We start from the raw sequence: 26,833 nt of genomic DNA, 5'->3' as shown, positions 1-26,833 counted from the left end.
ATCGGTCACTTGTCACCGTTCGTGGCAATTGCTCCACTCAGGCCCGACCACACCATCCGCATGATCAGCTCGGCGGCGTCGGCGGGCCCGACATCCTCACGCCCGACGTACCACATCGCCAGCCGCTCACACGCGCCGACGATGATTTCCGCGTATGCCTCCAGGTCCCGGGCCGGCAGGTGGGGCAGGTACGAGGCGAACAACGTCGTGTTCACCGCGGTCTGCTGCTGGCGCACCGCCTCGATCTCGTCCATCGCGGCCTGCCCGGCCACCGCCGCCTCGTTGCGCAGCAGGTTCCAGGACCGGCGGTGCGAGTCGATGTAGACGAAGAACGCCTCCAGCCCCCGTCGCAGGGCCTCCTCCGCCGTCGACACCCCCTCGACCGAGGCCAGCGTCAGGCCCAGCAGCTCCGTCCGCGCCTGCCGGATGCACGCCACCAGGAGGCCCTCCTTGGACCCGAAGTACTCGTAGAGCATCGGCTTGGAGACGCCCACCCGCTCGGCGATGTCGTCCATCGACGCGGCCTGGTACCCGCGCTCGGCGAAGATCTCCTCCGCGACCGCGATCATCTGCCGTTCCCGCTGCGCCCGGGGCATCCGCCGCCGGCGCTCCTGTGTGGGGGCCACCGCAATACTCTACCGGAAGTAACCTACTGCGAGTAAGTTAGCGGCAGTCCACGACAGGAGGTCCTCCATGGGCATGGCCAGGCAGGTGCACACGGTCGTGATCGGCGCCGGGTTCGCCGGGCTCGGCATGGCCGACCGGCTCCGGCGCGAGGGGCGGGAGGACTTCGTCGTGCTGGAGAAGGCGGACGAGGTCGGCGGGACCTGGCGGGAGAACACCTACCCCGGCTGTGCCTGCGACATCAGGTCGCACATGTACTCGTTCTCCTTCGCCCAGAACCCCGACTGGACCAGGACCTACTCCGCCCAGCCGGAGATCTGGCGCTACCTGCGCGAGGTCACCGACCGGCACGGGCTGCGCCGGTTCATCCGGTTCGGCGTGGAGGTGACCGGTGCGCGCTGGGACGCCGACGAGCGCCGCTGGCACGTGAGCACGGCCGGAGGGGACGAGTACGTCACCCGGTTCCTGGTCTCCGGGATGGGTGGGCTGCACCTGCCGAACATCCCCCGGCTCCCCGGCATCGAGAACTTCACCGGCCCGGCGTTCCACTCGGCCCGCTGGGACCACGGGTACCCGCTGCGGGGCAAGCGGGTCGCGGTCGTCGGCACCGGCGCGAGCGCGGTCCAGTTCATCCCGCGGATCGCCCCCGAGGTGGAGCGGCTGACCGTGTTCCAGCGCACCCCGCCCTGGGTCCTGCCGAAGTCGGACCGCGCGATGCCCCGCTGGACCCGGTGGCTGTTCCGCACCGTTCCCGGCGTGCAGCGGCTCTACCGGGCGCTGGTGTACTGGCTCCTCGAGGCCCGCGCGATCGGGTTCAACGGCAGACCGGGCCTGATGCGGCTCGCGCAGCGCGTCGCCCTGGCCCACCTGCACCGTTCGGTCGAGGACCCCGAGCTGCGCCGGAAGCTGACCCCCGACTACCTGCTCGGCTGTAAGCGCGTCCTGGTCGCCAACGACTTCTACCCGGCACTGACCAGGCCGAACGTCTCGCTGGTGACCGACGGCATCGCCGAGGTCCGCGAGCGGTCGGTGGTGGACACCGCGGGTGTCGAGCACGAGGTCGACGCGATCATCTTCGGCACCGGCTTCCACGTCACCGATGCCTTCGACTACGTCACGTTCACCGGGGTCGGCGGACGCGACCTCGCCAAGCAGTGGCGGGAGGAGGGCATCCAGACCCACCTCGGCATCACCGTCGCCGGATACCCGAACCTGTTCCTCCTCCTCGGGCCGAACACCGCGCTCGGGCACAACTCGGTCGTGTTCATGATCGAGTCCCAGGTTCGCTACGTCGCCCGCGCGATGGCGCTCGCCGAGCGGACCGGCGCGGAGTCGCTGGACACCCGGGAGGGCGCGCAGGCACGCTTCCAGTCCGAGATCCAGCGCAAGCTGGTCTCGGGTGTCTGGACCAGAGGCGGGTGCCGCAGCTGGTACCTGGACAGCCAGGGGGTGAACCGGACGATCTGGCCCGGTTTCACCTGGCGGTACTGGTTGCGTACCCGGAAGGTCGATCCCGCCACCTTCGGCCTGCGCGCTCCCTGAGCGCTCAGTCGTCGTCCGGCGCCACGGGCGGCGGGCCGGTGAGCTGACGCAGGCGGGAGATCAGGTCGACGGTCTCCACCCCGCAGAGCTCGGCCATCCGCTCGAGCGCGGCGATGTCCAGGCTCACCTCGGTCTGGTGCCCGTTGATCTCGGTCAGCTTCCCCTTCGCCCAGCGGCGCAGGGGGAGCAGCTCGGGTTGGCTGTCCCGGACGACCCTGCGCAGGTCGACGCGGATGCGTCCGACGGGTGAGTCGTTGAACACCCGCTCGTGCACCCGCGCCATCAGCTCGTGCGGCACCTCGTCGAGCGCCAGGCAGATCTCCACGAGCCGCACCACGGTGCACTGACGCGTGCCCAGCTCGTAGGTCGCGAGCGTCTGCAGGGAGATGTCGCTCTGTAGCCGGCGGTTGAGGTCCCGCCTCGTCCAGCCGCGCTGCCTGCGCAGCCGGCGCAGTTCGTCACCCAGTATCCGTTGGTAGGTCGCTGTATCCAGCACGATCGCCCCTCTCCCGACGCTGGCATCCGGTCCCCGGCCGGGTGCCGACATAAGAGGGAAGCGAACTTCGCCGGGTGATTACGCGGGTTCGCGGAGTTTGCTGCTGCAATTCTCCTGCGCAAACAGGGTGAGGGCCGTTTTCGGCCGGAGAAACAATGCCCGATCGGGTGAACTCAGTTGACGCAACCGGACCCGTCTGGTTGGCCCGCCTGCCGCTGGGTTCCCGGCGCCAGGCGCAGGAGCGGAGCGTGCGCCGCACCGTCGGTGTCGACACCCGAGAAGTCGTCGCCGAGCAGCACCGTGACCGTGCCGGCCGGGAGGTTCGCGTCGGGCTCCACGGTGGCGGAGCCGCCGAGCGCGCCGGCGACCCGCGACCCGTTGGCCTCCTCGCCCTGGGCGTGCCGGACCACGGTCGCCGCCCGAGGGCTCGCGTTGTCGACCTCGCCCCTGGTGAAGCCCTGCTCGGAGAGCGAGGTCGCGACCGCGTCGGCCAGACCCGTCCGGCCGGTCCCGTTCCGGACGTTGACCGTGACCTCCGCCGGCGAGGTCTCGGTCCCCCCGTCGGCCGGCGCCCCGGTCGAGGGCGATGTCGACGAGGTGTTCCCGCCGCCGAGCAGGCCCTGGACGTACGAGCGCACCTCGTCCGGGTCGACCTCCACCGCCGAACCGTCCGAGGTCCGCAGGTCGGGTGAGCCGACCGGGATCGTCTGGAAGCTCATCCGCCCCCCGGTGAAGCCCATCATCTGCTGGGCGAACTGCAGCACGTTCCAGCCCTCGTCGAGGACGACCGACTTCTGGATCGCGTTCTGCAGCCTCTCCAGCGTGTCCGACCCGGGCGCCAGCATGTCCTGCGAGAAGACCTTCTTCGCCATGCCGTTCATGAACACCTGCTGGCGCACGATCCGGTCCAGGTCGCCCTTGGGCAGGCCCTTGCGCTGGCGCACGAACGCCAGCGCGGCCACACCCTCGAGCTTCTGCGGGCCGGCCGGGAAGCGCGCACCGGAGTCCCGGTCGTTCACCGGCGCCCGCAGGCACACGTCGATGCCGCCGACGGCCTTGGTGATGTCGTAGAAGCCGAGCAGGTTGACCTGCGCGTAGTGGTCGATGGTGGCGCCGGTGAGCTCCTGGACCGTCGCGATGAGCGTCTTCGCGCCCTCCTGGTTGGACCGGACCTCCAGGTCCGACTCGTCGGTCACCCCCTCCTCGCGCAGCCGCGCCATCGCGTCGTTCTTCGCCCGCGCGTACGCGGAGTTGATCTTGTGTTGGCCGTAGCCGCCCGGGATGTCGACATAGGAGTCACGCGGCAGGGAGATCCCGACCGCGCGCTCGCCGTCGTTCGGGATCCGGATCATGATGAGGGTGTCGGTGTTGAGCTCGCCGGAGTCGACCCCGGCGTTGAGCAAGCGCAGCTGTTCCTCGGGCAGCGAGTTGCCCTGCGCGTCGGTGCGGCTGTCCAGACCCACCATGAGGATGTCGAGCGCGCCGTCGGCCGGCCGCTCCTGGGGCGGCTGGTCGATGACGTCCGCCGTGGTGAGCCCGTCGCTGAACGACTCGATGCGCGACCAGTAGTAGCCCGTTGCCGTGAGCACCAGCGTCGACACCAGGGCGAGCACGACCTTGCCGCCGGTGAGCGCCCGGCGCGGGCGGGGGCGCCGGTAGGCGCGCGGAGCCGGACGGGGTTCCTCGGGGAGGGGTTGCCAGCGGGCGTCGGAGGTGCGCGGCGAGGGCCGGCGGTAGTGCGGGAGGTCCTGCCGCTGCCCGCCGGTGCGGCCGCCCACGACGCGCCCGGCGTTCGCCGGGGGGTGGCCCGGTCGCCCGGTCCGCGGGGGGACTGGCCGGCCCCCTCGCGCACCGCGGCCCTCGGGCCCGGGCGGCCGATAGCTCACGTCCACTCCTCCCAGCAGAACTCCGCGGACCCGGTTCGGGTCCGTGCCGCTCCTACCCGGACAGACGTGCGAGACGGGCCCGAGGTTCTGTTCGTAGCGTGGCACATGTCGCGCACGGTGAGCGCACCGGCGCGCTGACTCAACCGCCGGTACCCCCGACCGGTACCGCACGCGCCCCGGACCGGCCGGCGCGGGAGGGTTGGACGCAGACCAGCGCGAGGGCGAGCGCGGCGACCATCGTCGCGCCGTGCACGGCCGTGCCCACCCCGCTCACCGTGGTGATCATCGGAGGGACGCAGGCGATCGCCGTTACCAGCCAGGGACCCGGCCCGCCCACGGTCTGCAGGTGCACGCAGTGCACCAGGTACCAGCCGAGCAGCAGGTGGATGAGGTTGGCCATCGGGTCGATCGGCAGTCCGAGCAGCTCCGAGGACTGGGTCCACCCGGACAGACCGGTCACCGCGAACCCCAGCACCCCGAGCGCCCCGTAGACCACGCCGAGCCCGGCGGCCACCGGCTCGGGCCACACCCGCCGCGGTCGCGCCTCGACCACCTCGTCGGGCGGTTCGGGCGGGTCGGCCTCCGGCGGGCCCGGCCGGTCGGACCGCCGCTCGAACCACAGGAACGCGAGCAGGGTCGGCATCGCCATCAGCCCGATGGCGAACATCGTCCGCGGCTGGGTCAGCCATTCGATCCCGCCGCCGGAGGCGACGGCCCCACGAGCCACGCCGACCAGCCCCTCGAGCACCAGCATCGCGCACAGGTAGACCAGGTAGACGGTCATCGGCGCGGCACGGACCACCGCCACCCCGCGGGCCGGCGCACTGGTGGCCACGGTCCGCAGGCCTGGCTCGCGGGGCAGCACGACCAGGCACAGCTGCACGATCCCGATCAGCAGCACGCCGGCCAGCGAGGGCGCGAAGGCCGCGTACCCGGTCGGCTCGGCGAGCTGCAGCTTCGGCTGGGCGCCGAAGACCGTCAGCACGACCAGCCCGGCGAACGCGGCGAGCGCCAGGGTCACCAGGACCATCCGCGGGACGCGCCAGAACCCGCCCTCGGCGTAGTGGAAGGCGAGCTGGGCGAACAGCAGCGCCACCAGTACCCCGCCGACGTGCGCGGCGAGCGACCCGCCGACGAAGCTCAGCCCAACGACACCGGCCAGCAGCACCGCGGGGGTCACGACCGGCAGCGCCGCGTGCAGCCGGTGCGTCAGCGGAGTCACCGCCACCACCACGACGTAGAGCCCGAGCAGCCACAGCGGCTGCACGACCAGCCGGCTGAACGCGGTGATCGAGGCCTCCGGCGCCTGCAGGAGCTCCAGCGAGAGCGGGACGACCAGCCACGCGATGACGAAGGCCAGCACCGGCCGGATCAGCCAGCCGACGCGGCCGACGAGGTAGGTGCCGTACCCGGCGCCGGCGGCGCGGGTGCCGCGCCAGGCGAGCAGGTTCGCGTGCCCGCCGGCCAGGAAGAACAGCGGCACGAGCTGGAGCAGCCAGGTCAGCGGCCAGACCCAGCCCGGCTCGGCGCTGCCGCGCATGGTGAACGCGAGCAGCGACTCGGCGAGCACGATGCCGGTCAGGGCGAGGATCCGCAGGAAGCTCAGGTAGTCGGCCTGGGCGAGCTCGGTCCCGGTGAGCTCCGGGTGCCGGGGGGCGTGGCGGGGCCGGTGGCGGCGAGGGCCGCGGCGGACCACGGCGGGGGCGCGGACGGCGACCAGCAGCATGATCACCACCATGGCCACCGACCACGGGCCGACCGGCTCGTTCTTGGGCGGGCCCCAGCGCTGGTGCCAGGAGTTGACCACGAGGCCGACCGTGTAGAGCGTGGCCACGACCTCGCAGGAGGCTGGCGAGCCGCGCGGGTTGAGCTCGCACTGGGCGTGCATGTCCATCGACAGCCGGTCGTCGAGGCGCTCGCGTAGCTCGGGGGCGAGCGGCTGGCCCTTGGCCTCGGCGTAGCGGAGCATGTCGTAGCCGAGGTCGTGGGCCTTGCAGCCGACGCTGTAGTCCCAGCGGGTGTCGCCCCAGGGGGAGGAACAGCCGCCGCCGGGGTGGACGGCGCGGACGGTGCCGTCGGGAGCCTCCATGCGGACCGGGTGGCGGCCGCTGACCCGGAGGAAGTCGGCCGGGAGGAGGGCGATCGGGTCCTGGCCGCCGGCGGGGTCGAGCTGGGCCTCGATGGCCTGTTGGACCCTGGCGACGTCGCCGGTCGGTTCGGTGGTCGGGAGGGGGTTGGGGCGGGAGGCGACGACCGCGAACGCGGCCGCGGCCAGGAGCATGGTGACCAGCCAGCGCAGGCGCGGCAGGCCGGAGAGGACCTGGTCACGCTCCGACCACGGGCGCCGCGACATCTGCCCGATCATCGGCGGCCGGCCCCGCGGATCCCCATGGCGGAAGGCTACCTGGATCGATCATCGGGATCAGGTGGTTTGCGAACGATGGTGCGGGTCGCGGCGCACCCCCCTGGCCCGCGCCGCGACCCACCACCCACGGTAGACAGCCGCCCTGGCACCCCGGCTGTAGTTCGTCTGCCGCTCCCAAACCGGTCCCGAGCAGCGGTTACGCCGTTCACCGGCGCCTGGGCGGCAGCTCGTGCGGCAGTATGGAGGTGTAGTGGGGCGATGACGCGGAGTGTTCAACCGTGGACGATGACTCCTCGTTCGGGGCGCTGTTGCGCCACCGGCGAACCGTGGCCCGGCTGACTCAGGAGGAGTTGGCGCACCGGGCCGGAGTGAGCGTGCGCGCGGTCCGCTCGATCGAGCGCGGGGTGACGCGGCCCCGCTGGACCTCGGTGCGCCGGCTGGCCGAGGCCACGGGCATCGCGGTCGAGGATGCGTGGGCGGCGGTGCACCGCGACGGCGAGCTGTCGCTCCGGGTGCTCGGCCGGCTGGAGCTGCGCCTCGGGAGCCGGGCCGTCGACCTCGGCCCGCACAAGCAACGGTGCCTGCTCGCGCTGCTGGCGCTGCGGGCGAACCTGGTGGTCCCGCGCGGCGAGATCGTCGACGCGCTGTGGGGGGCGAGCCCTCCGGACAGCTGCCACGGCCTGGTGCACACCTACGTCTCCCGGTTGCGCAAGGTGGTCGGCCCGGCCGTGCCGATCACCGCCGAACGCGGCGGCTACCTCCTCGCCGCCACTTCCGACCGGCTGGACCTGCTGGGCTTCGAGGACCTGCTCGTGCGGGCCGACCGGGCGATGCCGCGGGACCCGGCCGCCGCTGTGACGGCACTGGAGCAGGCGCTGCGGCTGTGGCGCGGCGCGCCGGTGTGCGACCTGCCGGTCCTGCGCCAGCACCCCGCGGTCACCGGGTTGGCCGCGCGCCGCCTGGTCGCCGCGCTGGCCTACGCCGACGCCGCGGAGCACCGGGCCAGGCCGGAGGCGGTGGTCGAGGTGCTGCGGGAGGTGGCCGCCGAGGAGCAGCTGCACGAGGGGCTGCATGCCCGGCTCATGCTCGCCCTCGCCGCGGCCGGGCGCCAGGCCGAGGCGCTGCGGCTGTTCGCCGAGGTGCGCACCCGACTGGTCAAGGAGCTCGGCGTGGAGCCGGGTCCGGAGGTCCGGGCCGCGCACCTGCGACTGGTCCGCGGGGAGCGCCCGATCGTGGCCGAGCGGTCGGTTCCCGCGCAGCTGCCGACCGACGTGAGCGGGTTCGCCGGCCGCGCCGAGCATCTGGCGCACCTCGACGCCCACCTCGGCGCGCTGCTCACCGACGCGGCTGCGGCGCCGGTGGTGATCTCGGCGATCAGCGGCACGGCCGGCGTCGGAAAGACGACGCTGGCGGTCCACTGGGCGCACCGCGTCCGGGACCGGTTCCCCGACGGCCAGCTGTACGTGAACCTGCGCGGCTACGCCGCGACCGGGCCCGTGGCGCCGGTGGAGGCGCTGGGCAGGCTGCTGCGCGCGCTGGGCGTGGCCGCCGAGCATGTGCCGGCCGACCTCGAGGAGGCCGAGGGCCTGTACCGGACGCTGCTGGCCGACCGGCGGGTGCTGGTGCTGCTGGACAACGCGGCCGGGGCCGAGCAGGTCCGGCGGCTGCTACCGGGCAGCCCGGGCTGCCTCGCGCTGGTGACCAGCCGCGACCGGCTCACCGGCCTCGTGGCCGGCGAGGGGGCGCGGCACCTTGCCGTCGACGTGCTCTCCCCGGGTGAGGCCCGGGCCCTGCTCGCCGGGCTGCTCGGCCACGAGCGGGTGTCGGCCGAGGTGGCGGCGGTGGACGAGCTGGCGGCGGCGTGCGCGTACCTCCCGCTGGCGCTGCGGATCGCGGCGGCGAACCTCTCCACGGCGTCGGCACTGGACATCGCGGCCTACACCCGTGCGCTGCGGGCTCACGGCCGGCTCGACGAGCTGGCGATCGACGGCGACGAGCGCGCCGCGGTGCGGGTGGCGTTCGACCTGTCCTACGCGCGGCTGGACGAGCTGCCCCGACGGCTGTTCCGCCTGCTCGGGCTGGTCCCGGGAGCCGACTTCACCGAGCCGGCGGCCACCGCGCTGCTCGGCGCGCCGGCCAGACGGCCGCTCGCGGCGCTGGTCGCGGCCAGTCTGCTGCAGGAGCAGACGACGGGCCGCTACCAGTTCCACGACCTGCTGCGGGAGTACGCCCGTGATCGGGCGGCGGGCGAGGAGACGCCGGCCGAGCGCCGGGCGGCGCTCGCGCGCTACCACGACTACTACCTCGGCACCGCGGCGACGGCCGGCCGGCTGATCTACCCGGAGGTCACGCCCTCGGTCCCGCCGTCCGGCGAGGCCCTGGCCGACGACCGCGCGGCCGTGGGCTGGCTGGACGCGGAGCTCGCGAACCTGGTGGAGATCGCGACGTCCGGTGAGTCCGACCACGTCTGGCGGCTGGCGGCGGTGTTGCGGGGGTACTTCGTGCGGCGGGGCCACGGTCGGGAGGGGCGGGTGATCGGGCTCGCCGCGCTCGCCGCCGCGACCCGGGCGGGGGACCGCCAGGCGCAGGCCGCGGTGCACGACGTGCTCGGGGTCGTGCACTACAACCTCAGCCGGTACGGCGAGGCGGTGCACCACCACGAGCAGGCGCTGCTGCTCAACGAGGAGATCGGGGACCTCGGCGGGCAGGAGACCTCGCTGCACAGCCTCGGTCGGGTGTACTCCCAGCTCGGCCGGCCGGCTCGCGCGGCGGGCTACCACGAGCGCGCGTTGGAGATCAGCCGTCGGATCGGCAGCCCGCGCGGCGAGGCGATGGCGCTGAACTATGTCGGCGTGACTGCGTTGTCGCTGGGCCAGCTGGACAGGGCGGCCACGCGGACCGCGCAGGCCCTGTCGCTGAGCCTGCGCATTGGGGACGCGGACGCCGAGGTCAGGTCGATGCACGCGGCCGGGGCGACGAGCTGGGCCCGCGGCGACCTGCTGGAGGCGAGGGCGTTGCACACCCGCTGCCTGCGCCGGTGCCGCGAGCTGGGCTGGCGGCACGGCGAGATCGCGGCCACGGTCAGCCTGGCGGAGACCAACTGCGACGCGGGTGCCTACGAGCAGGCGCGGGAGCAGGCGGAGCTGACCATCCGGCAGAGCCGCGAGCTCGGCGAGCGCCGGCACGAGGCCGGCGGGCTGGAGATCATGGCCTCGGTGAGCCTGCGGTGCGGGGAGCTCGACGCCGCCCTGGCGTACTACGCGGAGGCGTTGGCGGCGGCCCGGGCGATCAGCTTCGGGTACGGCGAGACCTCGGTGCTGATCGGGCTCGCCGCGGCGCGCAGGCGCACCGGAAGCCCCGCCGACGCGGTGGTGGCGAGCCGGCAGGCGTTGCGGGTGATGGAGGAGTCGGGGATGCGCCTGCTGGAGGGGCGGGCCCACATCGAGCTGGCCCGCGGGACCCTGGCGCTCGGTCACGCGGCGGAGGCGCTCGGACAGGTGGAACACGCGCTGGCGCTGGTGCGCGGCCGGGGGCAGCGGCTCGACGAGGCGCGGGCGCTGCACGTGGTCGGCCTGGTGCGGGCCGAGCTGGGGGACCGGGAGGCCGCCGCGGTCGCCTGGCGGGCGGCGTTGCGGCTGTTCGAGGAGATCGGGACGCCGGAGCGGGAGGTGGTGGGCGCGTTGCTCGGCGGTCGGGGGTAGGCGCTTCCACGGCCAGCGGTGCGGTCAGGAGGAGACGCGGACCTGGTCGCGGCCGTTCTCCTTGGCTTCGTAGACCGCGGCGTCGGCGTGTTGGAGCAGCTCGCCCAGGCCTTTGGCGTGGTCGGGGTAGATGGCGACGCCGATGGAGGTCGTGCGGTTGGTGATGGCGACCGGTCCCCCGCGTTTGTCGGTGGTGGGGACGTGCAGCTCGGAGATCATGCGGCGGATGCGTTCGCCGGCCAGCTTCGCCTCGTCTGCGTCGGCGTCGGGGAGCAGGACCACGAACTCCTCGCCGCCGAAGCGGCCGAGGATGTCGCTGGGGCGGGTCGCGCCGCGCAGGGCGTGGGCGACGTACTCGAGCATGTCGTCGCCGGCGGGGTGGCCCCACGTGTCGTTGATGGACTTGAAGTGGTCGAGGTCCACCATCAGCACGGCGGCGGAGCTGTTCGCCCGTTCCACCCGGGCCAGCGCCCGCTCCGCTCCCTCCCGCCAGCCGCGCATGTTCAGCAGGCCGGTCTTCGGGTCGGTGCGGACGTCCACCTGCAACTGCCGCACCTCGGCGATGCGGTTGCCGATGATGCTCACCACGACGATGATCGCGAGCGCCGCCGGCATGTTGACGAGCAGGATGGCCGCGACCGTCCCCAGTGCGATCGTCAGCGCCTCGAGCTCGTTGTCGTCCTTCGTGCCGAGGACGGTCCGGATCGTGGGACGCGACGTGCTCAGCAGGATCGCGCCGATGCCGATGATGACCGCCTGCGCCGAGAAGTAGACGAACCCGCCGAGCAGCAGGATGCCGAACTCGGTGAACGAGTCCAACACGGTCGTCCGCGACCAGGCCCGCACGCCGAACGCGGTCACCATCTCGTGGGTGGCGACGGCGGCTAGCAGCACGCTCGAGGTCGAGAAGATGAACCGGTACAGGGGGCGGCGGGCGACGAACCAGCGCTGGGTCCGGCTGAACACGATGCCGAGGAGTGCCAGATGGATCGGCAGCACCACCACGCCGGCGAACGACCAGATGCCGACCAGGTCGATCTGCACCGTCGGCTTCCGCGACCGGCGGCGCTCCTCCTGCCGGCTGGACAGTTGTAGGTGGACCGTCGCGCACGCGGCCAGGGTCAGGAACCGGAACCAGTCGTCCTGGACGGGCATCGCCGCGGTGAACGCGGCCAGGACGATGCTCGTGATCGCCGCGAGCTCGCACAGCAGAACGTAGGCGATCAGCCTCGGTCGCTGCCGCCAGAACGCCCACCGCTGCAGCCCCACTACAAACTTGCCTCCGTAGTGTCGCGATTCACGCGCATCGTTCACACTAATGGGTGACCCTGGTACGTGGCCCTCAGCGTGCTGATCGTTCCTTCCTCCGACGTGGTCCCCCGCCGGGCCCGCCGGATCGCGTGATGCTCGCCCGGGCCCCTCGTGAGCGGTGGAACTCGTGGACAAGTGTCCCTCCATTCGTGACACAGCCAAGTGTGCCTCGAAGGAGGGGGGAACCGTGCTCCGGCCGGTGTCGCTACCATCCCGGCGCACCCGGGGAGGTGAACTCTGATGGCAGACCGTGACTTGTGACCATCTGACACAATGTCTTGCCGACACGTTCGAGGTCGGCTCTGGTGACACCGCCAGGGAGGTGAACCGTGATGCGGGACCGCGATCTGTGACTTTCTCTGTGCGCTCCGTTGCCTGTCCACTCCCGACAGCGCGGGTGTCATGAGGGCTGTGTGTTCAGGTTGGGCACCGCGTGTGCCTTCCCCGAGGAGCGGTTGAGCCGCGACCACGCCAAGCTCGCGGGAATGGCGATGGCCACCCCGAGCACCCCGGCGAACGCGATCGTCGTGGTCGTCGAGCCCAGGCCCTCCGCCACGGCGCCGCCGACGGCGACGCCTACGCCCTGTGACACACGTAGACCTGTTCGGATTACCCCGAACGCGCCGCCTCGAATCTCGTTGGGGACGAGTGAGGTGAACGTGGCGCTGACCGTGATCTGGTACGCGCCGAACGCGCCGGCGAGCGCGAGCAGGCACACGGCGAGCGCGACATGCGGGTCGAACGCGAAGGCGATCAGCGTCGCCGACGAGCACACCGCGAGCGCGCCCATGATTCGAACCCGCTGGTGCGCGGCCACGAACCGGCTCAGGATGTAGGTGCCGACGACGAAGCCCAGGGGGTCGGCGGCCAGCAGCACGCCGACCATCGCCGAGGACGCGTTGAGCTCCTCGGCCAGCGGGGCGACCAGGCCCTCGGGGATGACGACCAGTCCGACCAGCCAGGACAGCGTGATCAACACGCGTAGCCGGCTGGTGCCGAACACGTAGCGGGCCGCGCCGAACCAGCCGTCCTCGCTGCTGCCCGCCGCGCTCCGGTTCTTCACGAAGCGGTGCACGACGACCGTGCTGACCAGGAACGTCACCGCGTTGATGGCCAGTGCCCAGCTCGTGCCGATGCCCACGACCAGCAGGCCGCCGCCGGCCAGCCCGAGCAGCATCAGCGTGTTGGTGGTGATCCCACGCAGGTCCTGGCTGCGCAGGTAGAGCGCGTCGTCGGTGAAGATCTCCCTGGTCACCGCGTTCTGGGCGGCCGCGGCCGGGGACTGCACGAGGCCGACGGCCACCACCAGCCCGCAGAGCACGGGGATCGGCATCCCCGGGATCGCCATCAGCGCGACCAGCACCGCCTGGGCCGCTGTGCAGCCCACCATGAGCTGGCGACGACGGAACCGGTCGGCCAGCTGGGACAGCCCGAGGCCTCCGGCGAGCGCGGAGAGGAACGTCAGGGCGTAGACCAGGGCTGCCCACAGGGCCGAGCCCGTCCGGTCGTAGACGAGGATCGTGAGGGCGACCTTCGCCAGCTGGTCACCGAAGATCGATTGTGCTTCTGCGAACCAGAGCGCACGGAACTCCGGGACCGCCAGCACGGCGGAGAACCCAGGCGCCCGTTGGCTCAACGTCAACCCCCGTGTCGACCTCTCGTCGCAGATTCCGCCCGGCAGCGGGGACGGGACCCCGCATGCCGTCGACCGTCGACACTCACCACGCGTTGCGTACGGTCAACTACCTCTCGTGCGCCGGGTGATGCTCGCCCGGTCATCACCACGTAGCACAGAGTACCGGCACCGGTGTGGACCGTGGGTGTCGGTGGATGACAGCCCGGTTTTCCCAGATGCCAGTTGTAGTCCTTTCAGTCTATTTCGCCGAGCATAGATGCAGCTCAACGCTGGTGTCGACACGGCTCCACCCGCTCTTGCCCGAGGGGGTGGGACAGGCGAGACCTTACTTGTCTCGCAACAGCCCCAACAGCTCGTCGGCGATGTCCGACTCCTGTTCGCGGTAGTGCCTCGCCGTTCTCGTCACCGAGCCGGCGACCGTGTCGGCCGAGCGCGCGACTCCCCGGAGTTGGTGGGACAGAGCGTGACCGAACCGGTCGAGTGCTGCCGCGAAGCCGGTCTCCGCACCGATCCGGCCGAAGCTGTCCTCGGCGAGCCCGCGCATCCCACGCAGTTGGTTCCGGCGCAGCGCGGTGAGCTCGTCGGCGATGGCCCCGGCGCGCCGAGCGTAGTCGGTGAGGGCGTCCGGATCGACGAGGAAGCCGTCCCGGTCGCCCTCCCCGCCGCCGCCGCGGTTCTCGCGGCGCACCGCCCGCGCCGCGCGCCGGGCCTGGTCGAGGTACCGCTCGTGCCGGCCGGTGGTGAAGGTCGTCCAGGGGCGGAAGGACTCGCCCCCCTCGGAGATCGCGAAGGCCGCGCGGGCGTTGGCGGCCGGGTCGAACAGGTCGCGGTCCGCGTCGAGGTCGAGCTGGTCGCGTCGCTCGCGACCGAGCGCGCCGATCATGTTGATCTGCCAGAGGCCGTAGGAGTCGTCCGGCGGGGTGTCGTTGTGGGCTCGGGTGCGGCCGCCGGACTCGGCCAGGGCGACGGCGACGGCAGTGGTCAGGCCGTGGCCGCGGAACCCGGCGTCGTAGGCGTGCCGGGCGATCTCCTCGGGCGAGAGCGTGCTCATGGCCCGAGGATGTCCCCGCCGAGGGCGCCGGCACCACGACCGGTGCACGGCGGGGCACCCGGGTTGCACGGCGGAGCACGAACTCGTACATCTCTGAGCCGACGACGGCCCCTCGAACGCTCCTTATGCTGCGCGCATGGGTTCCTGGCGCGGGCGGTGGGTGGACGGCCTGGTGGTCGCCGCGACCGCCCTGTTCGTCATCGGGTCCACGCTCGCCTCCGCCGCCCGCGGTGGTGGGTCGATGACCCTGCTGGGCTGGACGTTGCTCACGACCGCCTGCGGGGTCCTGGCCTGGCGGCGGCGGTACCCGGTGGCGGTGCTCTGCACCACGCTGCTCGCCTGTGCGCTCTACTACCCGCTGACCGGACCGGGAAGCCCTGTCCTGCTGACCTTCGTGGTCGCCCTGTTCTCGGCCGCGGCACAGGGGCGGATGGCGTTCTCGACCGGCGCGGCCGTCGTCGCGATGGCGCTCACGCTGGTCGGCGAGTTCGCCGGCTCGCGCCGCCACCTCGACGACATCGCGCTGTTCATGCTGACGGGCTGGTTGGTGGCGGTGCTCGCGGTGGGGTTCGTCGTGCACCACCGCAAGGCGTTTCTGCGGGAGGCCGAGCAACGGGCAGTGGCGGCCGAGCGGGGCCGGGAGGCGTTGGCCAGCCAGCGGGCCACCGAGGAACGGCTGCGGATCGCCCGGGAGCTGCACGACGTGCTCGGGCACAACATCTCGCTGATCAACGTGCAGGCCAGCGCCGCGCTGCACCGGCTGGACCGCGACGGCGCCGACGAGCAGCGGTCCGCGCTCGCGGCGATCAAGGACTCCAGCCACCAGGCCCTGCGCGAGCTGCGGGCCACCCTCGGCGTGCTGCGCCAGGCCGACGAGCGGGCACCGCTGGTGGTGCCGGGCCTGGCCGCGCTGGACGAGCTCCTCGACGGGGCTCGCTCCACCGGGCTGGCCGTGCGCAGCGAGGTGGCCGGGGACCCCGCCGGCGTCCCGCCCAGGGTGGACCTCGCCGCCTACCGGATCGTCCAGGAGGCGCTGACCAACGTCTGCCGGCACGCCCGAGCGGCCAGTGCCGTGGTCCGGATCAGGTACACCGAACGGGAGGTCCGGGTGGAGGTGGACGACGATGGCCCGGGTGACGGCCTGGGGGACGGCCTGGGTGACGGCGAGGGTGGAGAGCCGGACGCCGGGGACGGCAGCGGCATCCGGGGCATGCGGGAGCGCGCGCGGGCGCTGGGTGGGTCGCTGACCGTCGGCTCCCGTGCCGGCGGCGGGTTCCGGGTGCGGGCGTTGCTGCCGTTCGAGGCGGCATGATCAGGGTCCTGCTGGCCGACGACCAGACCCTGGTACGGGCCGGCTTCCGCTCGATCCTCGGTGGCGAGGACGGCATCGAGGTCGTCGGCGAGGCGGGTGACGGCGTCGAGGCCGTGCGGTTGGCCGGCGAGCTGCGGCCCGACGTCGTGCTGATGGACATCCGGATGCCGCAGCTGGACGGGCTGGCCGCCACCAGGCGCGTCCTCGCCGACCGGCGGCTGGCCGACGTGCGGGTGATCATCCTGACGACCTTCGACCTCGACGACTACGTCTACGGCGCGCTGCGGGCGGGGGCGAGCGGGTTCCTGGTCAAGGACACCGAACCGGCCGAGCTGATCCACGGCGTGCGGGTGGTGGCCCGCGGCGACGCGTTGCTCGCCCCGGCGATCACCCGCCGGCTGATCGCGGAGTTCGCCGGCCGGGCCGTGCCCCCGCGTCCGCACCCGCGGCTCAACTCGCTCACCGAGCGGGAGCGCGAGGTGCTCGCGCTGGTCGCGGCCGGCCTGTCCAACGACGAGATCGCCGAGCGCCTCGTGCTCAGCCCGGCGACGGCGAAGACCCACGTCAGTCGGATCCTGACCAAGCTGGACTCCCGCGACCGGGCGCAGCTCGTGGTGCTGGCCTACGAGTCCGGTGTGGTCACCCCGCGCTGGCTGGACGCCTCGCGGGGGGACAACTCCAGGGGTACGGGAAGGCCCTGAGGGCGACCGGAGTCGTACGCCGGGTGCCAACCCCGGCCCGACGACCGGAACCCCGCCCGTGCAACAGCCTGTGCGGCGTGCGAACCAGGGTGGCAGACAGGGAAGACAGGACCGTAGGAGACGGAGCGCTCGCCCGCGTGGCGGGCTGGTCGCAGCGACACCACTGGCGGGCGTTGCTGCTGTGGCTGCTGGTCACGGCCGGCGTCACCGCCGTGTCGCAGGTCGTCGGCAGCGACTACCGCGACGACCACTCGCTGCCGGGGACCGAGTCGGCGCGGGTCGCCGAGGCGCTCGCCGAGCAGGCGCCGCGCCGGTCCGGCGACAGCGTGCAGATCGTGCTCGAGGGCGATCTGCGCGGCGCCGAGGTTGAGCGGCGGCTGGCCGGGCTGGTGGCCCAGGTCGCCGCGCTGCCCCGCGTCGACGCGGTGCAGGAGCGGCCGACGGTGGCTGAGGACGGCCGCATCGGCTTCCTCACCATGACGCTGGACGGCCAGGCTGGCGACGTACCGGCCGAGGACGTGCGGCGGATCATCGACACGGCCAAGGCGGCCGAGGGCGACGGGCTGCGGGTCGAGCTCGGCGGGGACGCGGTCCGGGGCGCGGAGGAGGGTGCGGGCGGCGCGGCCGAGGGCGCAGGGATGCTCGCCGCGCTGGTGATCCTCGTGTTCATGTTCGGGTCCCTGCTGGCCGCGGCGCTGCCGCTGGTCACCGCGCTGTTCGCGGTCGGCAGCACGCTCGGGGTGATCATGCTCGCCAGCTGGCTGGTGGACCTGCCGAGCTACGCGCCGCCGCTGATGATGCTGGTCGGTCTCGGCGTTGGCATCGACTACGCGTTGCTGATCTTCAGCCGGTTCCGCGGCGAGCTGCGGCGCGGGGGCGACCGGACGGCGGCGGCGAGGACGGCGCTTTCCACCGCCGGGCGCTCGGTGCTGTTCGCCGGGTGCACGGTGATGATCGCGCTGCTTGGGTTGCTCGCACTCGGCCTCGGCTCGTTGCGCGGCGTCGCGCTGGCCGTCTCGCTGACCGTGCTGGTCACGATGGTCGCGTCGATCACGCTGCTGCCGGCGCTGCTCACGCTGTTCGGCCCGCGGATCGAGCGGGCAGTGCTGCGAGGGCGCCGCGGCGACGGCGACCGGTGGCGGCGGTGGGCCGGCGTCGTGCAGCGCCGCCCGTGGCCGGTCCTGGTCGTGTCTTTCGCGGCGCTGGTCGGCCTCTCGCTGCCGACGCTCGGGATGCACCTCGGGTTCGCCGACGCCGGCACCGAGTCCCCGGCGAGCACCAGCCGGCAGGCCCACGACCTGCTCGCCGAAGGCTTCGGGCCCGGCGTGAACGGGCCGCTGGTGGCAGTGGCCCAGGGCGACCGGTCCGCCCTGGACGCGCTGGCCGAGGCCGTGGCGGCGACCGAGGGGGTGGCCCGGGTCGGCGAGCCCCAGGAGAGCGGGGAGCTTGGGCTGCTGCTGGTGTACCCGCGCAGCTCCCCGCAGGACGCGGCGACCAACGAGCTCGTCACGCGGCTGCGCACCGAGGTGCTGCCGCCGCTCGCCGAGCGCACCGGCGCGACCTACCTCCTGGGCGGCTCGACCGCGGCCGCCGACGACTTCGCCGCGGCCGTGGGTGAGCGCCTGCCGCTGTTCGTCCTCGTCGTGGTGGGCCTGTCCGCGTTGTTGCTGGTCGTGGTGTTCCGGTCGGTCCTGGTCCCGCTCAAGGCCGCCGTGCTCAACCTGCTGAGCATCGGCGCGTCGCTCGGCGTGGTCACGCTCGTGTTCCAGGAGGGCTGGTTCGGGGCGCAGCCGGGGCCGGTGGAGGCCTTCGTTCCGGTGATGATCTTCGCGATCGTGTTCGGGCTGTCCATGGACTACGAGGTGTTCCTGGTGTCGCGGATGCACGAGGAGTGGCGCCGGAGCGGTGACGCGTCCCGTGCGGTGCGCGAGGGCCTGGCCGCCACCGGTGGGGTGATCACCGCGGCGGCCGCGATCATGGTCGTGGTGTTCGGCGCGTTCCTGCTGAGCCCGGACCGGATGCTGCGCCAGTTCGGGCTGGGGCTCGCCGTCGCGGTGCTGGTGGACGCCCTGGTGATCCGGTGCCTGGTCGTGCCGGCGGTGATGCGGGTCCTCGGCGCGCGGGCCTGGTGGCTGCCCCGCGGGCTCGAGCGGCGGCTGCCCCATGTGCCGCTGGAAGGGGATCGGGTGACCGGGCGATGATCACGCGTGACCACCCGGACGGTCTCTTGTTCACGTGATCCGCCCGTGCCAGACTCCGGCGCCGTCCGGGTTCCTCTTCGGCAACGCGCCGCGAAGGTCAGGTCAGATGAAGATCGTGTTCACGGGTGAGCGGGGCGTCGTCGCGCCGCTCACCTGGGGCCAGCGGCACGTCATGCGGCAGCGAAGTGCGCTCAACCTCGCCCGGGTGGTCGCCACCCCACCGGTGCTGCTCCCCCTGGCCGCCGACGCGGTCGCCGCGTTGGTCGGCCGGCACGAGGCGTTGCGCACCCGGCTGATCGGTCCCGAGCGGCCCGAGGAGCTGCCGGCGGACCTGGCCGACGGCGTCGCCGAGCTGGTCCGCCAGCAGGTGTCCGAGGGCGGGACCCTGCCGGTCGAGGTGCTGGAGTGCTCGGTCGAGGAGGCCGAGGCGAGCGCGGTGGACGCCAGGACCCGGTTGGTCGCCGCGCCCTTCAACCACGTCGGGGAGTGGCCGCTGCGGGTGGCGGTCGTGGTGGCGGAGAACATCGTGCGCCACGTGGTGCTGGTGTGCAGCCCGCTCGCGGTCGACGACCACGGCATCGAGCTCGTGGTGAAGGACCTGGGGCTGCTGCTGCGCGGCGCGCTGCCGGTCCGGTCGGCGGCCCAGCCCGCCGACGACGCCGAGCAGCAGCGCACGGCCGGCGACCTCACCGACCGCGCGATCCGGTTCTGGACCAGCGAACTGCGCCGGGTAGCGCCGGTCACCGCGCCGGCCGGCGAACCGACGGCGGTCACCCTGCGCTCGGTCGCGCTCGGCAACGCCGCGCACGCGATCGCCGAGCGGCACGGCGTGCGCCAGTCGACGGTCTTCCTGGCCGCGGCCGCGGCGGTGTTCGGGACGGTGACCGGCGAGCGGACGGTCGCCGTGCGCACTGTCGTGACCAACCGGTTCTACCCCGACCGGCGCGACGTGGTGGCCGCGATCGCGCAGGACGGGCTGGTCGTGCTGGACCTCGCCGTCCCCGCGTTCGGCGACCTCGTCCAGCAGACCTGGCGGGCTGTCGTGCGCTCGCACCGCTTCGGCCGCTACGACCCGGACCGGCTCGCGAAGGCCGTCGGCGGCGGGGTGTTCGCCCGGGTCGACGACCGGCCGCTGGGTCACCACGAACCGCCGCCGGCCGGTCCCCGTCCGGTCGGCGGTTGCCACCTCACGATCGGCCGGGGGGAGGTCACGCTGCACTCCGACACGACCCTCGTGCCGGTCGAGGAGAGCCTGCGTGCCCTGGAGAATCTCCTGTTCACCGCCGCCTACCAGACGAAGCCCGAACGGGTTGGACCGACGGCGTAGGGTGCCGGCATGAGCCATCCAGCAGCTGAGGACACGTTCTACACCGGTTCGGAACGGGTTGTGCTCGAGCGCTACCTCGACGTCCACCGGGACGCCGTCGTCGATCGGCTGAGCGGCGTGTCCGAGGTCGACGCCCGACGTCGGTTGGTCCCGTCGCTGACCACGCTCGGCGGGGTCGTCAAGCACCTCCGGTGGGTCGAGTTCGGATGGTTCCACCAGGTGCTCGGGGCCCGCACGGGGGACAACCGGCGCGACCACGAGCGGGACTGGGAGTTCACCGTGGGCCCTGAGGACACCGTCGAGTCGCTCCTGGACGACTACCGGGCGGTGTGCGCGGGCTCGCGGGCGACCGTCGCCCGCCACGAACTAGACGAGGAGGTGCCGCACTACTCACGGGGGGCGGTGTCGGTGCGCTGGCTGCTCGCCCACCTCGTAGAGGAGACGGCCCGCCATGCCGGACACATGGACATCCTCCGGGAGCAGATCGACGCGCTGGTTTCGTGACCCCGCTCTCCGGGGTACCTCTCGACCAGCAGGATCTGTCGACCCGGAGGAGGACGTGGTGTCTGACAGGAGCGGTCCGTCCGAGGGCGTCAAGGGCGCCGTCGAGGAGATCAAGGGCAGGTTCAAGGAAGCGGCCGGCGCGATCGTCGGCGACGACTCCAAGGTCCGCGAGGGACAGGCCCAGCAGGACAAGGCCGCCGCGCAGCGCGAGGTCGCCGAGAAGGAGGCCGCCGCCGACCGGGCGCGCGCCGAGGCCGACCTGCACGAGGCGAGAGAACGGTCCCACCAGGACCGATGAGCTCCACAGCGACCGGCGCCGGCGGGTGATCCCGCCGGCGCCGCCGTTCGCGGGACCTGGCACCGACATCCGGATGAGGGTTTGTAGGCTAGCCGCCGGTCTCGTGACTCGACTGGAGGCGCAGTGGGTTCCTCGGATCTGCTCACCGTGGACATCGACTCCCGCGGAAGCGCGGTCGTGGTGTCGGTTGGTGGCGAGTTGGACCTGGCCACGGTGCCGGTGCTGCGCGAGCGCCTGGAGGGCGTGACCGAGGCGTCGCCCCCGCCGTCGCCGCTGGTCGTCGACCTCTCGGGGCTGACCTTCATCGGATCGGCCGGACTCGCCCTGCTGGTCGAGCTCAACAACCAGTGCCTGGAGCGCGGCGGCCAGCTCGCGCTGGTCGCGACCGGGACCGTCGTGCCCCGGGCGATCCAGGTCACCGCCCTGGACGAGGTGTTCTCGATGCACGGGAGCCTCGACGAAGCCCTGGCGACCAGGGCCGCGGAGTAGCCGCCCCGCCCTCGCTCAGGTCTTCGCCTCGTCATTCGGCGCGGTGGTCGAGAGCGTCAGGTGGACCGTCGTCCCTTCCTCGGTCGCCTCGATCGCGACCGTGTCGCAGAGCCCCTTCATGAGCAGGATGCCGCGGCCCCGGTTGGACGGTGGCCCGGGCGTCCGCCAGCCGCCGAGGTCGGACACGGCGATCTCCAACGTGCCCTCGTGCACGGTGGCCGTCGTGTAGACGGTGCATCCGCGGTCCAGGCCGTAGCCGTGCTCGGCGGCGTTGGTCCACGCCTCGGCGGCGGCCAGGACCGCACGCTCGACCACGTCCTGGTCGACCTCCCTGGCGGCGAGCCAGGCCTGGAGCGCGAGCCGGGCCGGACGCAACTCCGTCGCATCGGCCGGGAACGAGCGGGCGAACCGGGCGGTGCCCTTCGCTGCGTGCCGGTAGAGCAGGACGGCGACGTCGTCGCTGCCGATCCGCGAGCTGGCGGCGCCGAGGACCCGGTCCACCAGCGCCTCCTCGGGCATCCGCCGGCCGGCGGCGAGGACCGACACCACCGCCTCGATGCCGGTGTCGATCACCACGCCGGAGCGTTCCACCAGGCCGTCGGTGTAGAGCATCAGCGTGGAGCCCGGGGTGAGCGACACCGTGGCCTCCCGCCGGGGGTTTCTGCCCCGGACGGCGAGGGGGACCGAGGTCGCCCGGTCGAGCAGTGTGGGGACGCCGTCGACGTCGATGAGAATGCCCGGCGGGTGCCCGGCCGAGCTGTAGGTCAGCGTCCCGGTCGGGGACAGGTAGGCGCAGAGCACCGTCGTACAGAGACCGCCCTCGAGCATCCCGGCGAAGCCGTCCAGCACGCTGAGCACCTGGGCAGGGCTGGTGTCCTGGAGCAGCAGCGCGCGGCAGGCGCTGCGCAGCTGTCCCATCACGGCCGCCGCTGGCAGGCCTCGTCCGACGCAGTCGCCGACCACCAGACCGGTGCCCCCGTCGGGCAGGTCAACGATGTCGTACCAGTCGCCCCCCACCTCCAGCGGTCGGTGTGCCGGCTCGTAGCGGACCGCGAACCCGCGCCCCGGCGGGCTGGCCGGACCGAGGATGGACCGCTGCAGGGTGACCGCGACGGTCCGCTGCTGCTGGTAGGAGCGGGCGCGGCTGAGCGCGAGCCCGAGCTGTGCCCCCAACGCGCGGAGCAGGTCGCGGTCGGCGCTGGTCACCGCGTGGGTGGCGGGCAGCTCGAGCCAGACCGCCGTGTCGTCGCCGACCACCTCGACCGTCGCCCCGATCCCGGCGCCCTCCCCGGTGAGCGGGTCCGCCGGCCGGGCGAGCACGGCCGGCCCGACGTGCCGGCGCAGCTCGCCCAGCACCTCCCGGATATGGGCGGGCAGCGCCTCCCAGGTCGGTCCCTGGACCACGGTGGGGTGCCCGGTCGCCGACCAGCTGGCGACGACCACCGAGCTCGTGCGCCAGGACGCGCCCAGGTGCTCGCCGGCGATCGCCAGCACCTCACCCACGTCGGTGGCGCCGGCGAGCCGCGTGGCGAACCGGGCCTGGACCGCCTCCCGCTCGCTGTGGTGCGCCCGCAGCCGGGCCAGCTCGATCGTGGAGCGCACCCTGGCCAGCAGCTCCACCGAGGAGAACGGCTTGACCAGGTAGTCGTCGGCCCCGGCGTGCAGGGCGTTCGCGGTGGCTTCCGCGCCCGCCTGGGCGGAGAGCAGGATGATCGGCACGTCCTGGGTCGCCGGGTCCTCGCGCAGGGCGTTGAGCAGCGCCAGCCCGTCCATGTGCGGCATGCCGACGTCGGTGAGCACCAGCGCCGGCTTCACCGCCTTGGCCAGGGCGAGGGCCGCCTCGCCGTCTGCCGCCGACCGGACGGCCCATTGAGGGCTTAACAGGCGGACGAGGTACCCGCGCAGCTCGGCGTTGTCCTCGACGACGAGCACCGGGGCGGCGGCACCGGGACCCACCGGCGGTGCGGGCGAGTCGGGCATCCAGCCCAGCGCCTCGGCGAGGTGCACCTCCCGCACCCACGCCGGCTCCGGTGCGGCGGAGGTCATCGCGCCGGAGCCGTAGGGGATGCGCACCTCGAAGGTGCTGCCGCTGCCGGCCTCGCTGGCCAACGACACCGTGCCGCCGTGCAGGCCGACCAGCTCGTGCACCAGCGCCAGGCCGATCCCGGCGCCCTCCCTGGTGCGCCCGACGTTGCCCTGGACCCGGTGGAACCGCTGGAACACCAGGGGGATCTGGTCCTCCGGGATCCCGATGCCGGTGTCCTCCACGGTCAGCCGCACCACGTCGTCGTCGCCGGCGAGCCGGATCGTGATCGAGCCGGCGAGCGTGAACTTGAGCGCGTTGGAGAGCAGGTTCAGCACGATCCGCTCCCACATCTCGCGGTCGACGAACACCATCCGCGGCAGCGGCGGGCAGTCGACGTTGAACCGCAGCCCGCCCCGCTCCACGGCGGGCGCGAACGCGGCGGCGACCGCGCTGGTCAGCTCGGCGAGCTCGGTGGCGACCAGGTCGGCCCGCAGGCCGCCGCCGGAGATGCGGGTGAAGTCGAGGATGTTGTTGAGCAGCCGCCGCAACCGGGCCGCGTTGCGGCGGACCAGCCGGATGCGCTCGCGCTGTGCGGGCGGCAGCGGGTCGTCGGTGTCCGCGAGCGCCTCCTCGGCCGGCGCGGAAACCAGGGTCAGCGGTGTGCGCAGCTCGTGGCTGGCGTTGGCGAACAGATCGGTCTTGGCCCGGTCGAGCTCCTCGAGGACCTCGATGCGCTGGCGTCCCGCCTGGTGTGCCGCGGCGTTCTGGATCCCGGCGGCCAGCGCCGCGGCGAGCAGGTCGAGGAACTCGCGGTAGGCCCCGGCGAGCTCGAGGTGCGGGTTGAGCCCGGCCACGAGCACGCCCAGCACGTCCGGTCCGTCGGCCAGCGGCAGGGCGAGTGCCCGTGCCCCAGGCTCGGCGACGTCGGTGAACAGCCCGGCGGGCAGGGTGGTCGGCAGCTCCTCGGTGAGCACCTCGGTCAGCGCCGGCGGTGCGGTGGCCGGGATGCCGCTGTCCGGTACCACGGCAACCAGCCGCAGATCGGCGCCCTGGCACAGGTAGACCTGGGCGAACGGGAGGTCCGCAGGGTCGGCGGCGAGCGTGCTGGCCGCGACCGCTCCGACCTGGTCGACCTCGGTACACCCGGCGATCCGCTGGGCGAGGTCGCCGAGCGTGCGCATGCGCCGCCGGCCGGCGTCGGTCTCGCTGGTCACGGTGTCGCCCCACCCCCGGCTGTCGCTGTCCCGGCGCGCACACTGGCCATCCGGCACGGCTCGTGCGGTGTTCGGCGTCGTCGAGCCGTTTCCGGGTGGCCGGGGCGGGTCCGTCTCCGCTCCGATCGGCTCAGCGTACCGCCGCCGCGCCCGCTCAGGACCCGGTGATCTCGGTGACGCCGGCCAGCAGCCGGTCCACATCGGATTCGTCGGTGTACGGGGCGATGCCGGCGCGGACGGCGCCGGTATCGGCGATGCCCAGCCAGCGGGCGCACTCCAGCGCGTAGAAGGTGCCGGCGGGGGCGTTGACGTTCCGCTCGGCGAGCCGGCGGTGGACCTCCGCCGGAGGCACGCCGTCGACGGTGAACAGCACTGTCGGGGTGCGCGGGCGGTTCGGGTCCCCGAACCGGGTCACCCCGGGGATCGCGGCCAACCCCTTGTCCAGCCGGGACAGCAGCTCGGCCTCGTGTGTGGCGAGCGCGGTGAGCGATGCGGTCAGCCGCTCGCGGCGGGAACCGTCGGCCGGGACGAGGTCGGCCAGGAAGTCGATCGCCGCCGTGGTGCCGGCGAGGGCCTCGTAGGGCAGCGTGCCGAACTCGAAGCGCTCGGGCACCGCGTCGGTGGCCGGCAGCAGCTTGTCCGGGTGAAGCTGTTCGAGCAGCTCCGGCGCGGCGTGCAGGAACCCGAGGTGCGGGCCGAGGAACTTGTAGGGCGAGCACGCGTAGAAGTCGGCGCCGAGCTCCTCGACCGAGACCAGATCGTGGGCGGTCAGGTGCACCCCGTCGACGTAGGTCAGGCCGCCGACCGCGCGGGCGGCCGCGGCGATCTCGGCGACCGCCGGGCGGCTGCCGAGCAGGTTCGACGCGGCGGTGACGGCGACCAGGCGGGTACGGGGCGAGATCGCCGCTGCCACGTCGGCCACCGAGAGCACCCCGGACTCGCGGTCGAAGCCGGCCCAGTGCACGGCGGCACCGACCGCGGTGGCCGCCTGCACCCAGGGGCGGACGTTCGCGTCGTGGTCCAGGCGGGTCACCACGACCTCGTCGCCGGGACCCCAGTTCTTGGCGAGGGTCCGGGCGAAGTCGTAGGTCAGCTGGGTCATGCTGTGCCCGAACACCACCCCGTCGGGCACCCCGCCGACCAGGTCGGCCGCCGCCTGGCGGGCCGCGAGGACGATGTCGTCGGCCCGGCGCTCGGCCCGGGTCACCCGGCCGCGGTTGGCCACAGCCGAGCGCAGCACCCCGGCGACCGCCTCGGCCACCGCGTCCGGCGTCTGGGAGCCACCCGGGCCGTCGAAGTGCGCGGCCCCCTCGGCCAGTGCCGGGAACCGGGCCCGGACCTCGGCCACGTCGTAGCTCATGCTCGCCTCCACCGCCGGTGATCGCTCCTCACCTACATTAGGGGTTATGGGTGAGGCGCTGTCGGCCGCGGACAAGACGCTCAGCGTCCTCGAGGCGCTCGCCGAGCACGACCGCATCGCCGACCTCGCCGCCGCCTGCCGGCTCCCCAAGCCCACTGTCCACCGGATCCTGCAGACGCTGGTGCGGCACGGCTTCGCGCGCACCGACGGCCGGGGCAGCTACGTCGGCGGCCCGCGGATTCTCAGTCTGGCCGGTCGGTTCCTGCAGCGCCTGGACATCGCCGACCAGGTCCGCCCGATCCTGAGCGATCTCCAGGAGCGGACGGGGTGGACCGTGCACCTGGCACTGCTGTCCGGCGACGAGGCGGTCTACGTGGCGAAGGTCGAAGGCGCCAAGCCCTACCACCTGGCCTCGCGCGTCGGCATGAGCCTGCGGCTGCACTGCACCTCGATCGGCAAGGCCATCCTGGCCGCGATGTCGGACGCCGAGGTCCGCGCGGTCGTGGGCCGCACGGGCCTGCCCCAGCGCACCCCGCACACGCTCACCGACGAGGAGGCTTTGCTCGGTGACCTGCGCAGGGTGCGGGAACGCGGCTACGCGGAGGACCACGAGGAGAACGAGGCCGGCGTGCACGCCGTGGGGGCCGCCGTGTTCGACCACACCGGCGAGGTGCTCGGCGCGGTGTCCGCGGCCTCCCTGGTCGACCTGACCACCGCAGCCGACGAGCTGCCCGCGCTGGTCCGCGCGGCGGCGAGCGAGGTCTCGCTCGCCCTCGGCGCCTACTGAGG

Annotated in this window: 19 protein-coding genes; 10 read left to right on the top strand and 9 right to left on the bottom strand. The window is 73.1% G+C overall.

The features are described from left to right. Positions 1 to 5: 5 nt before the first annotated feature. Positions 6 to 626 carry a TetR/AcrR family transcriptional regulator gene (locus tag BU204_RS11150; RefSeq protein ID WP_408608002.1) on the bottom strand — a complete coding sequence of 207 codons (621 nt, stop codon included), beginning with the start codon at positions 624 to 626 and terminating at the stop codon, positions 6 to 8. A 67-nt stretch (positions 627 to 693) separates the two neighbouring features. Between BU204_RS11150 and BU204_RS11145 the strand changes: the two genes are divergently transcribed. Then, the gene (locus BU204_RS11145) at positions 694 to 2,166 is read left to right on the top strand and encodes a flavin-containing monooxygenase (RefSeq protein ID WP_075125537.1); all 1,473 of its coding nucleotides are present in this window, start codon (positions 694 to 696) and stop codon (positions 2,164 to 2,166) included. Between the two features lie 4 nt (positions 2,167 to 2,170). On the opposite strand, the gene BU204_RS11140 is transcribed toward BU204_RS11145, so the two are convergent. The 3 genes from BU204_RS11140 to BU204_RS11130 all read right to left on the bottom strand — a co-directional run bounded on the left by BU204_RS11140 (position 2,171) and on the right by BU204_RS11130 (position 6,901). After that, the gene (locus BU204_RS11140; protein ID WP_075125612.1) at positions 2,171 to 2,665 is read right to left on the bottom strand and encodes a helix-turn-helix domain-containing protein; all 495 of its coding nucleotides are present in this window, start codon (positions 2,663 to 2,665) and stop codon (positions 2,171 to 2,173) included. Between the two features lie 170 nt (positions 2,666 to 2,835). Further along, positions 2,836 to 4,548, bottom strand: a complete 1,713-nt coding sequence (locus tag BU204_RS11135; RefSeq protein WP_143229440.1) for an LCP family protein — start codon at positions 4,546 to 4,548, stop codon at positions 2,836 to 2,838. 139 nt (positions 4,549 to 4,687) lie between these two features. Then, complete coding sequence (locus tag BU204_RS11130; RefSeq protein ID WP_143229439.1) at positions 4,688 to 6,901, bottom strand: hypothetical protein; 2,214 nt, start codon at positions 6,899 to 6,901, stop codon at positions 4,688 to 4,690. 290 nt (positions 6,902 to 7,191) lie between these two features. Between BU204_RS11130 and BU204_RS11125 the strand changes: the two genes are divergently transcribed. Further along, positions 7,192 to 10,614: a tetratricopeptide repeat protein gene (locus tag BU204_RS11125; protein ID WP_075125535.1), complete on the top strand. Its 3,423-nt coding sequence runs from the start codon at positions 7,192 to 7,194 to the stop codon at positions 10,612 to 10,614. A 24-nt stretch (positions 10,615 to 10,638) separates the two neighbouring features. Here BU204_RS11125 and BU204_RS11120 read toward each other — a convergent pair whose 3' ends face one another. The 3 genes from BU204_RS11120 to BU204_RS11110 form a co-directional block, all read right to left on the bottom strand. Further along, the gene (locus BU204_RS11120) at positions 10,639 to 11,883 is read right to left on the bottom strand and encodes a GGDEF domain-containing protein (protein ID WP_075125534.1); all 1,245 of its coding nucleotides are present in this window, start codon (positions 11,881 to 11,883) and stop codon (positions 10,639 to 10,641) included. A 442-nt stretch (positions 11,884 to 12,325) separates the two neighbouring features. Beyond that, entirely contained in the window at positions 12,326 to 13,561 is a 1,236-nt protein-coding gene (locus BU204_RS11115) for an MFS transporter (protein ID WP_083661219.1), read from the bottom strand. A 325-nt stretch (positions 13,562 to 13,886) separates the two neighbouring features. After that, positions 13,887 to 14,612, bottom strand: a complete 726-nt coding sequence (locus BU204_RS11110; protein ID WP_075125532.1) for a transglycosylase SLT domain-containing protein — start codon at positions 14,610 to 14,612, stop codon at positions 13,887 to 13,889. 136 nt (positions 14,613 to 14,748) lie between these two features. Between BU204_RS11110 and BU204_RS11105 the strand changes: the two genes are divergently transcribed. The 7 genes from BU204_RS11105 to BU204_RS11075 all read left to right on the top strand — a co-directional run bounded on the left by BU204_RS11105 (position 14,749) and on the right by BU204_RS11075 (position 21,444). Further along, a complete protein-coding gene (locus BU204_RS11105; protein ID WP_075125531.1) occupies positions 14,749 to 15,924 on the top strand; it encodes a sensor histidine kinase in 1,176 nt (391 codons plus the stop codon). Further along, complete coding sequence (locus tag BU204_RS11100; protein WP_075125530.1) at positions 15,921 to 16,625, top strand: response regulator; 705 nt, start codon at positions 15,921 to 15,923, stop codon at positions 16,623 to 16,625. Before BU204_RS11105 ends, BU204_RS11100 begins: the two co-directional genes overlap by 4 nt. A 137-nt stretch (positions 16,626 to 16,762) precedes the next feature. Then, positions 16,763 to 18,826 (top strand): MMPL family transporter, encoded by a 2,064-nt coding sequence (locus BU204_RS11095; RefSeq protein ID WP_198942833.1) that lies wholly within the window; start codon positions 16,763 to 16,765, stop codon positions 18,824 to 18,826. A gap of 106 nt (positions 18,827 to 18,932) precedes the next feature. Further along, positions 18,933 to 20,153: a condensation domain-containing protein gene (locus BU204_RS11090; RefSeq protein WP_075125529.1), complete on the top strand. Its 1,221-nt coding sequence runs from the start codon at positions 18,933 to 18,935 to the stop codon at positions 20,151 to 20,153. A gap of 9 nt (positions 20,154 to 20,162) precedes the next feature. Continuing rightward, complete coding sequence (locus BU204_RS11085) at positions 20,163 to 20,657, top strand: DinB family protein (protein WP_075125528.1); 495 nt, start codon at positions 20,163 to 20,165, stop codon at positions 20,655 to 20,657. Positions 20,658 to 20,715: 58 nt separating this feature from the next. Beyond that, on the top strand, positions 20,716 to 20,955 hold the full coding sequence (gene mbp1, locus BU204_RS11080) for a microaggregate-binding protein 1 (RefSeq protein ID WP_075125609.1): 240 nt from the start codon (positions 20,716 to 20,718) through the stop codon (positions 20,953 to 20,955). A 123-nt stretch (positions 20,956 to 21,078) separates the two neighbouring features. Next, positions 21,079 to 21,444, top strand: coding sequence for an anti-sigma factor antagonist (locus BU204_RS11075; protein ID WP_083661208.1), 366 nt, complete (start codon positions 21,079 to 21,081; stop codon positions 21,442 to 21,444). 15 nt (positions 21,445 to 21,459) lie between these two features. On the opposite strand, the gene BU204_RS11070 is transcribed toward BU204_RS11075, so the two are convergent. Next, a complete protein-coding gene (locus BU204_RS11070) occupies positions 21,460 to 24,684 on the bottom strand; it encodes a SpoIIE family protein phosphatase (RefSeq protein ID WP_158073441.1) in 3,225 nt (1,074 codons plus the stop codon). A 154-nt stretch (positions 24,685 to 24,838) separates the two neighbouring features. After that, the gene (locus BU204_RS11065; RefSeq protein ID WP_075125607.1) at positions 24,839 to 26,044 is read right to left on the bottom strand and encodes a cysteine desulfurase-like protein; all 1,206 of its coding nucleotides are present in this window, start codon (positions 26,042 to 26,044) and stop codon (positions 24,839 to 24,841) included. A gap of 46 nt (positions 26,045 to 26,090) precedes the next feature. Between BU204_RS11065 and BU204_RS11060 the strand changes: the two genes are divergently transcribed. After that, a complete protein-coding gene (locus tag BU204_RS11060) occupies positions 26,091 to 26,831 on the top strand; it encodes an IclR family transcriptional regulator (protein WP_075125526.1) in 741 nt (246 codons plus the stop codon). Positions 26,832 to 26,833 lie beyond the last annotated feature (2 nt).

It is taken from the genome of Actinophytocola xanthii (assembly GCF_001921205.1).
Lineage (GTDB): Bacteria > Actinomycetota > Actinomycetes > Mycobacteriales > Pseudonocardiaceae > Actinophytocola > Actinophytocola xanthii.
The sequence above is the reverse complement of the archived record's forward strand: the minus strand, read 5'-3'. Positions and strand labels throughout refer to the sequence as shown.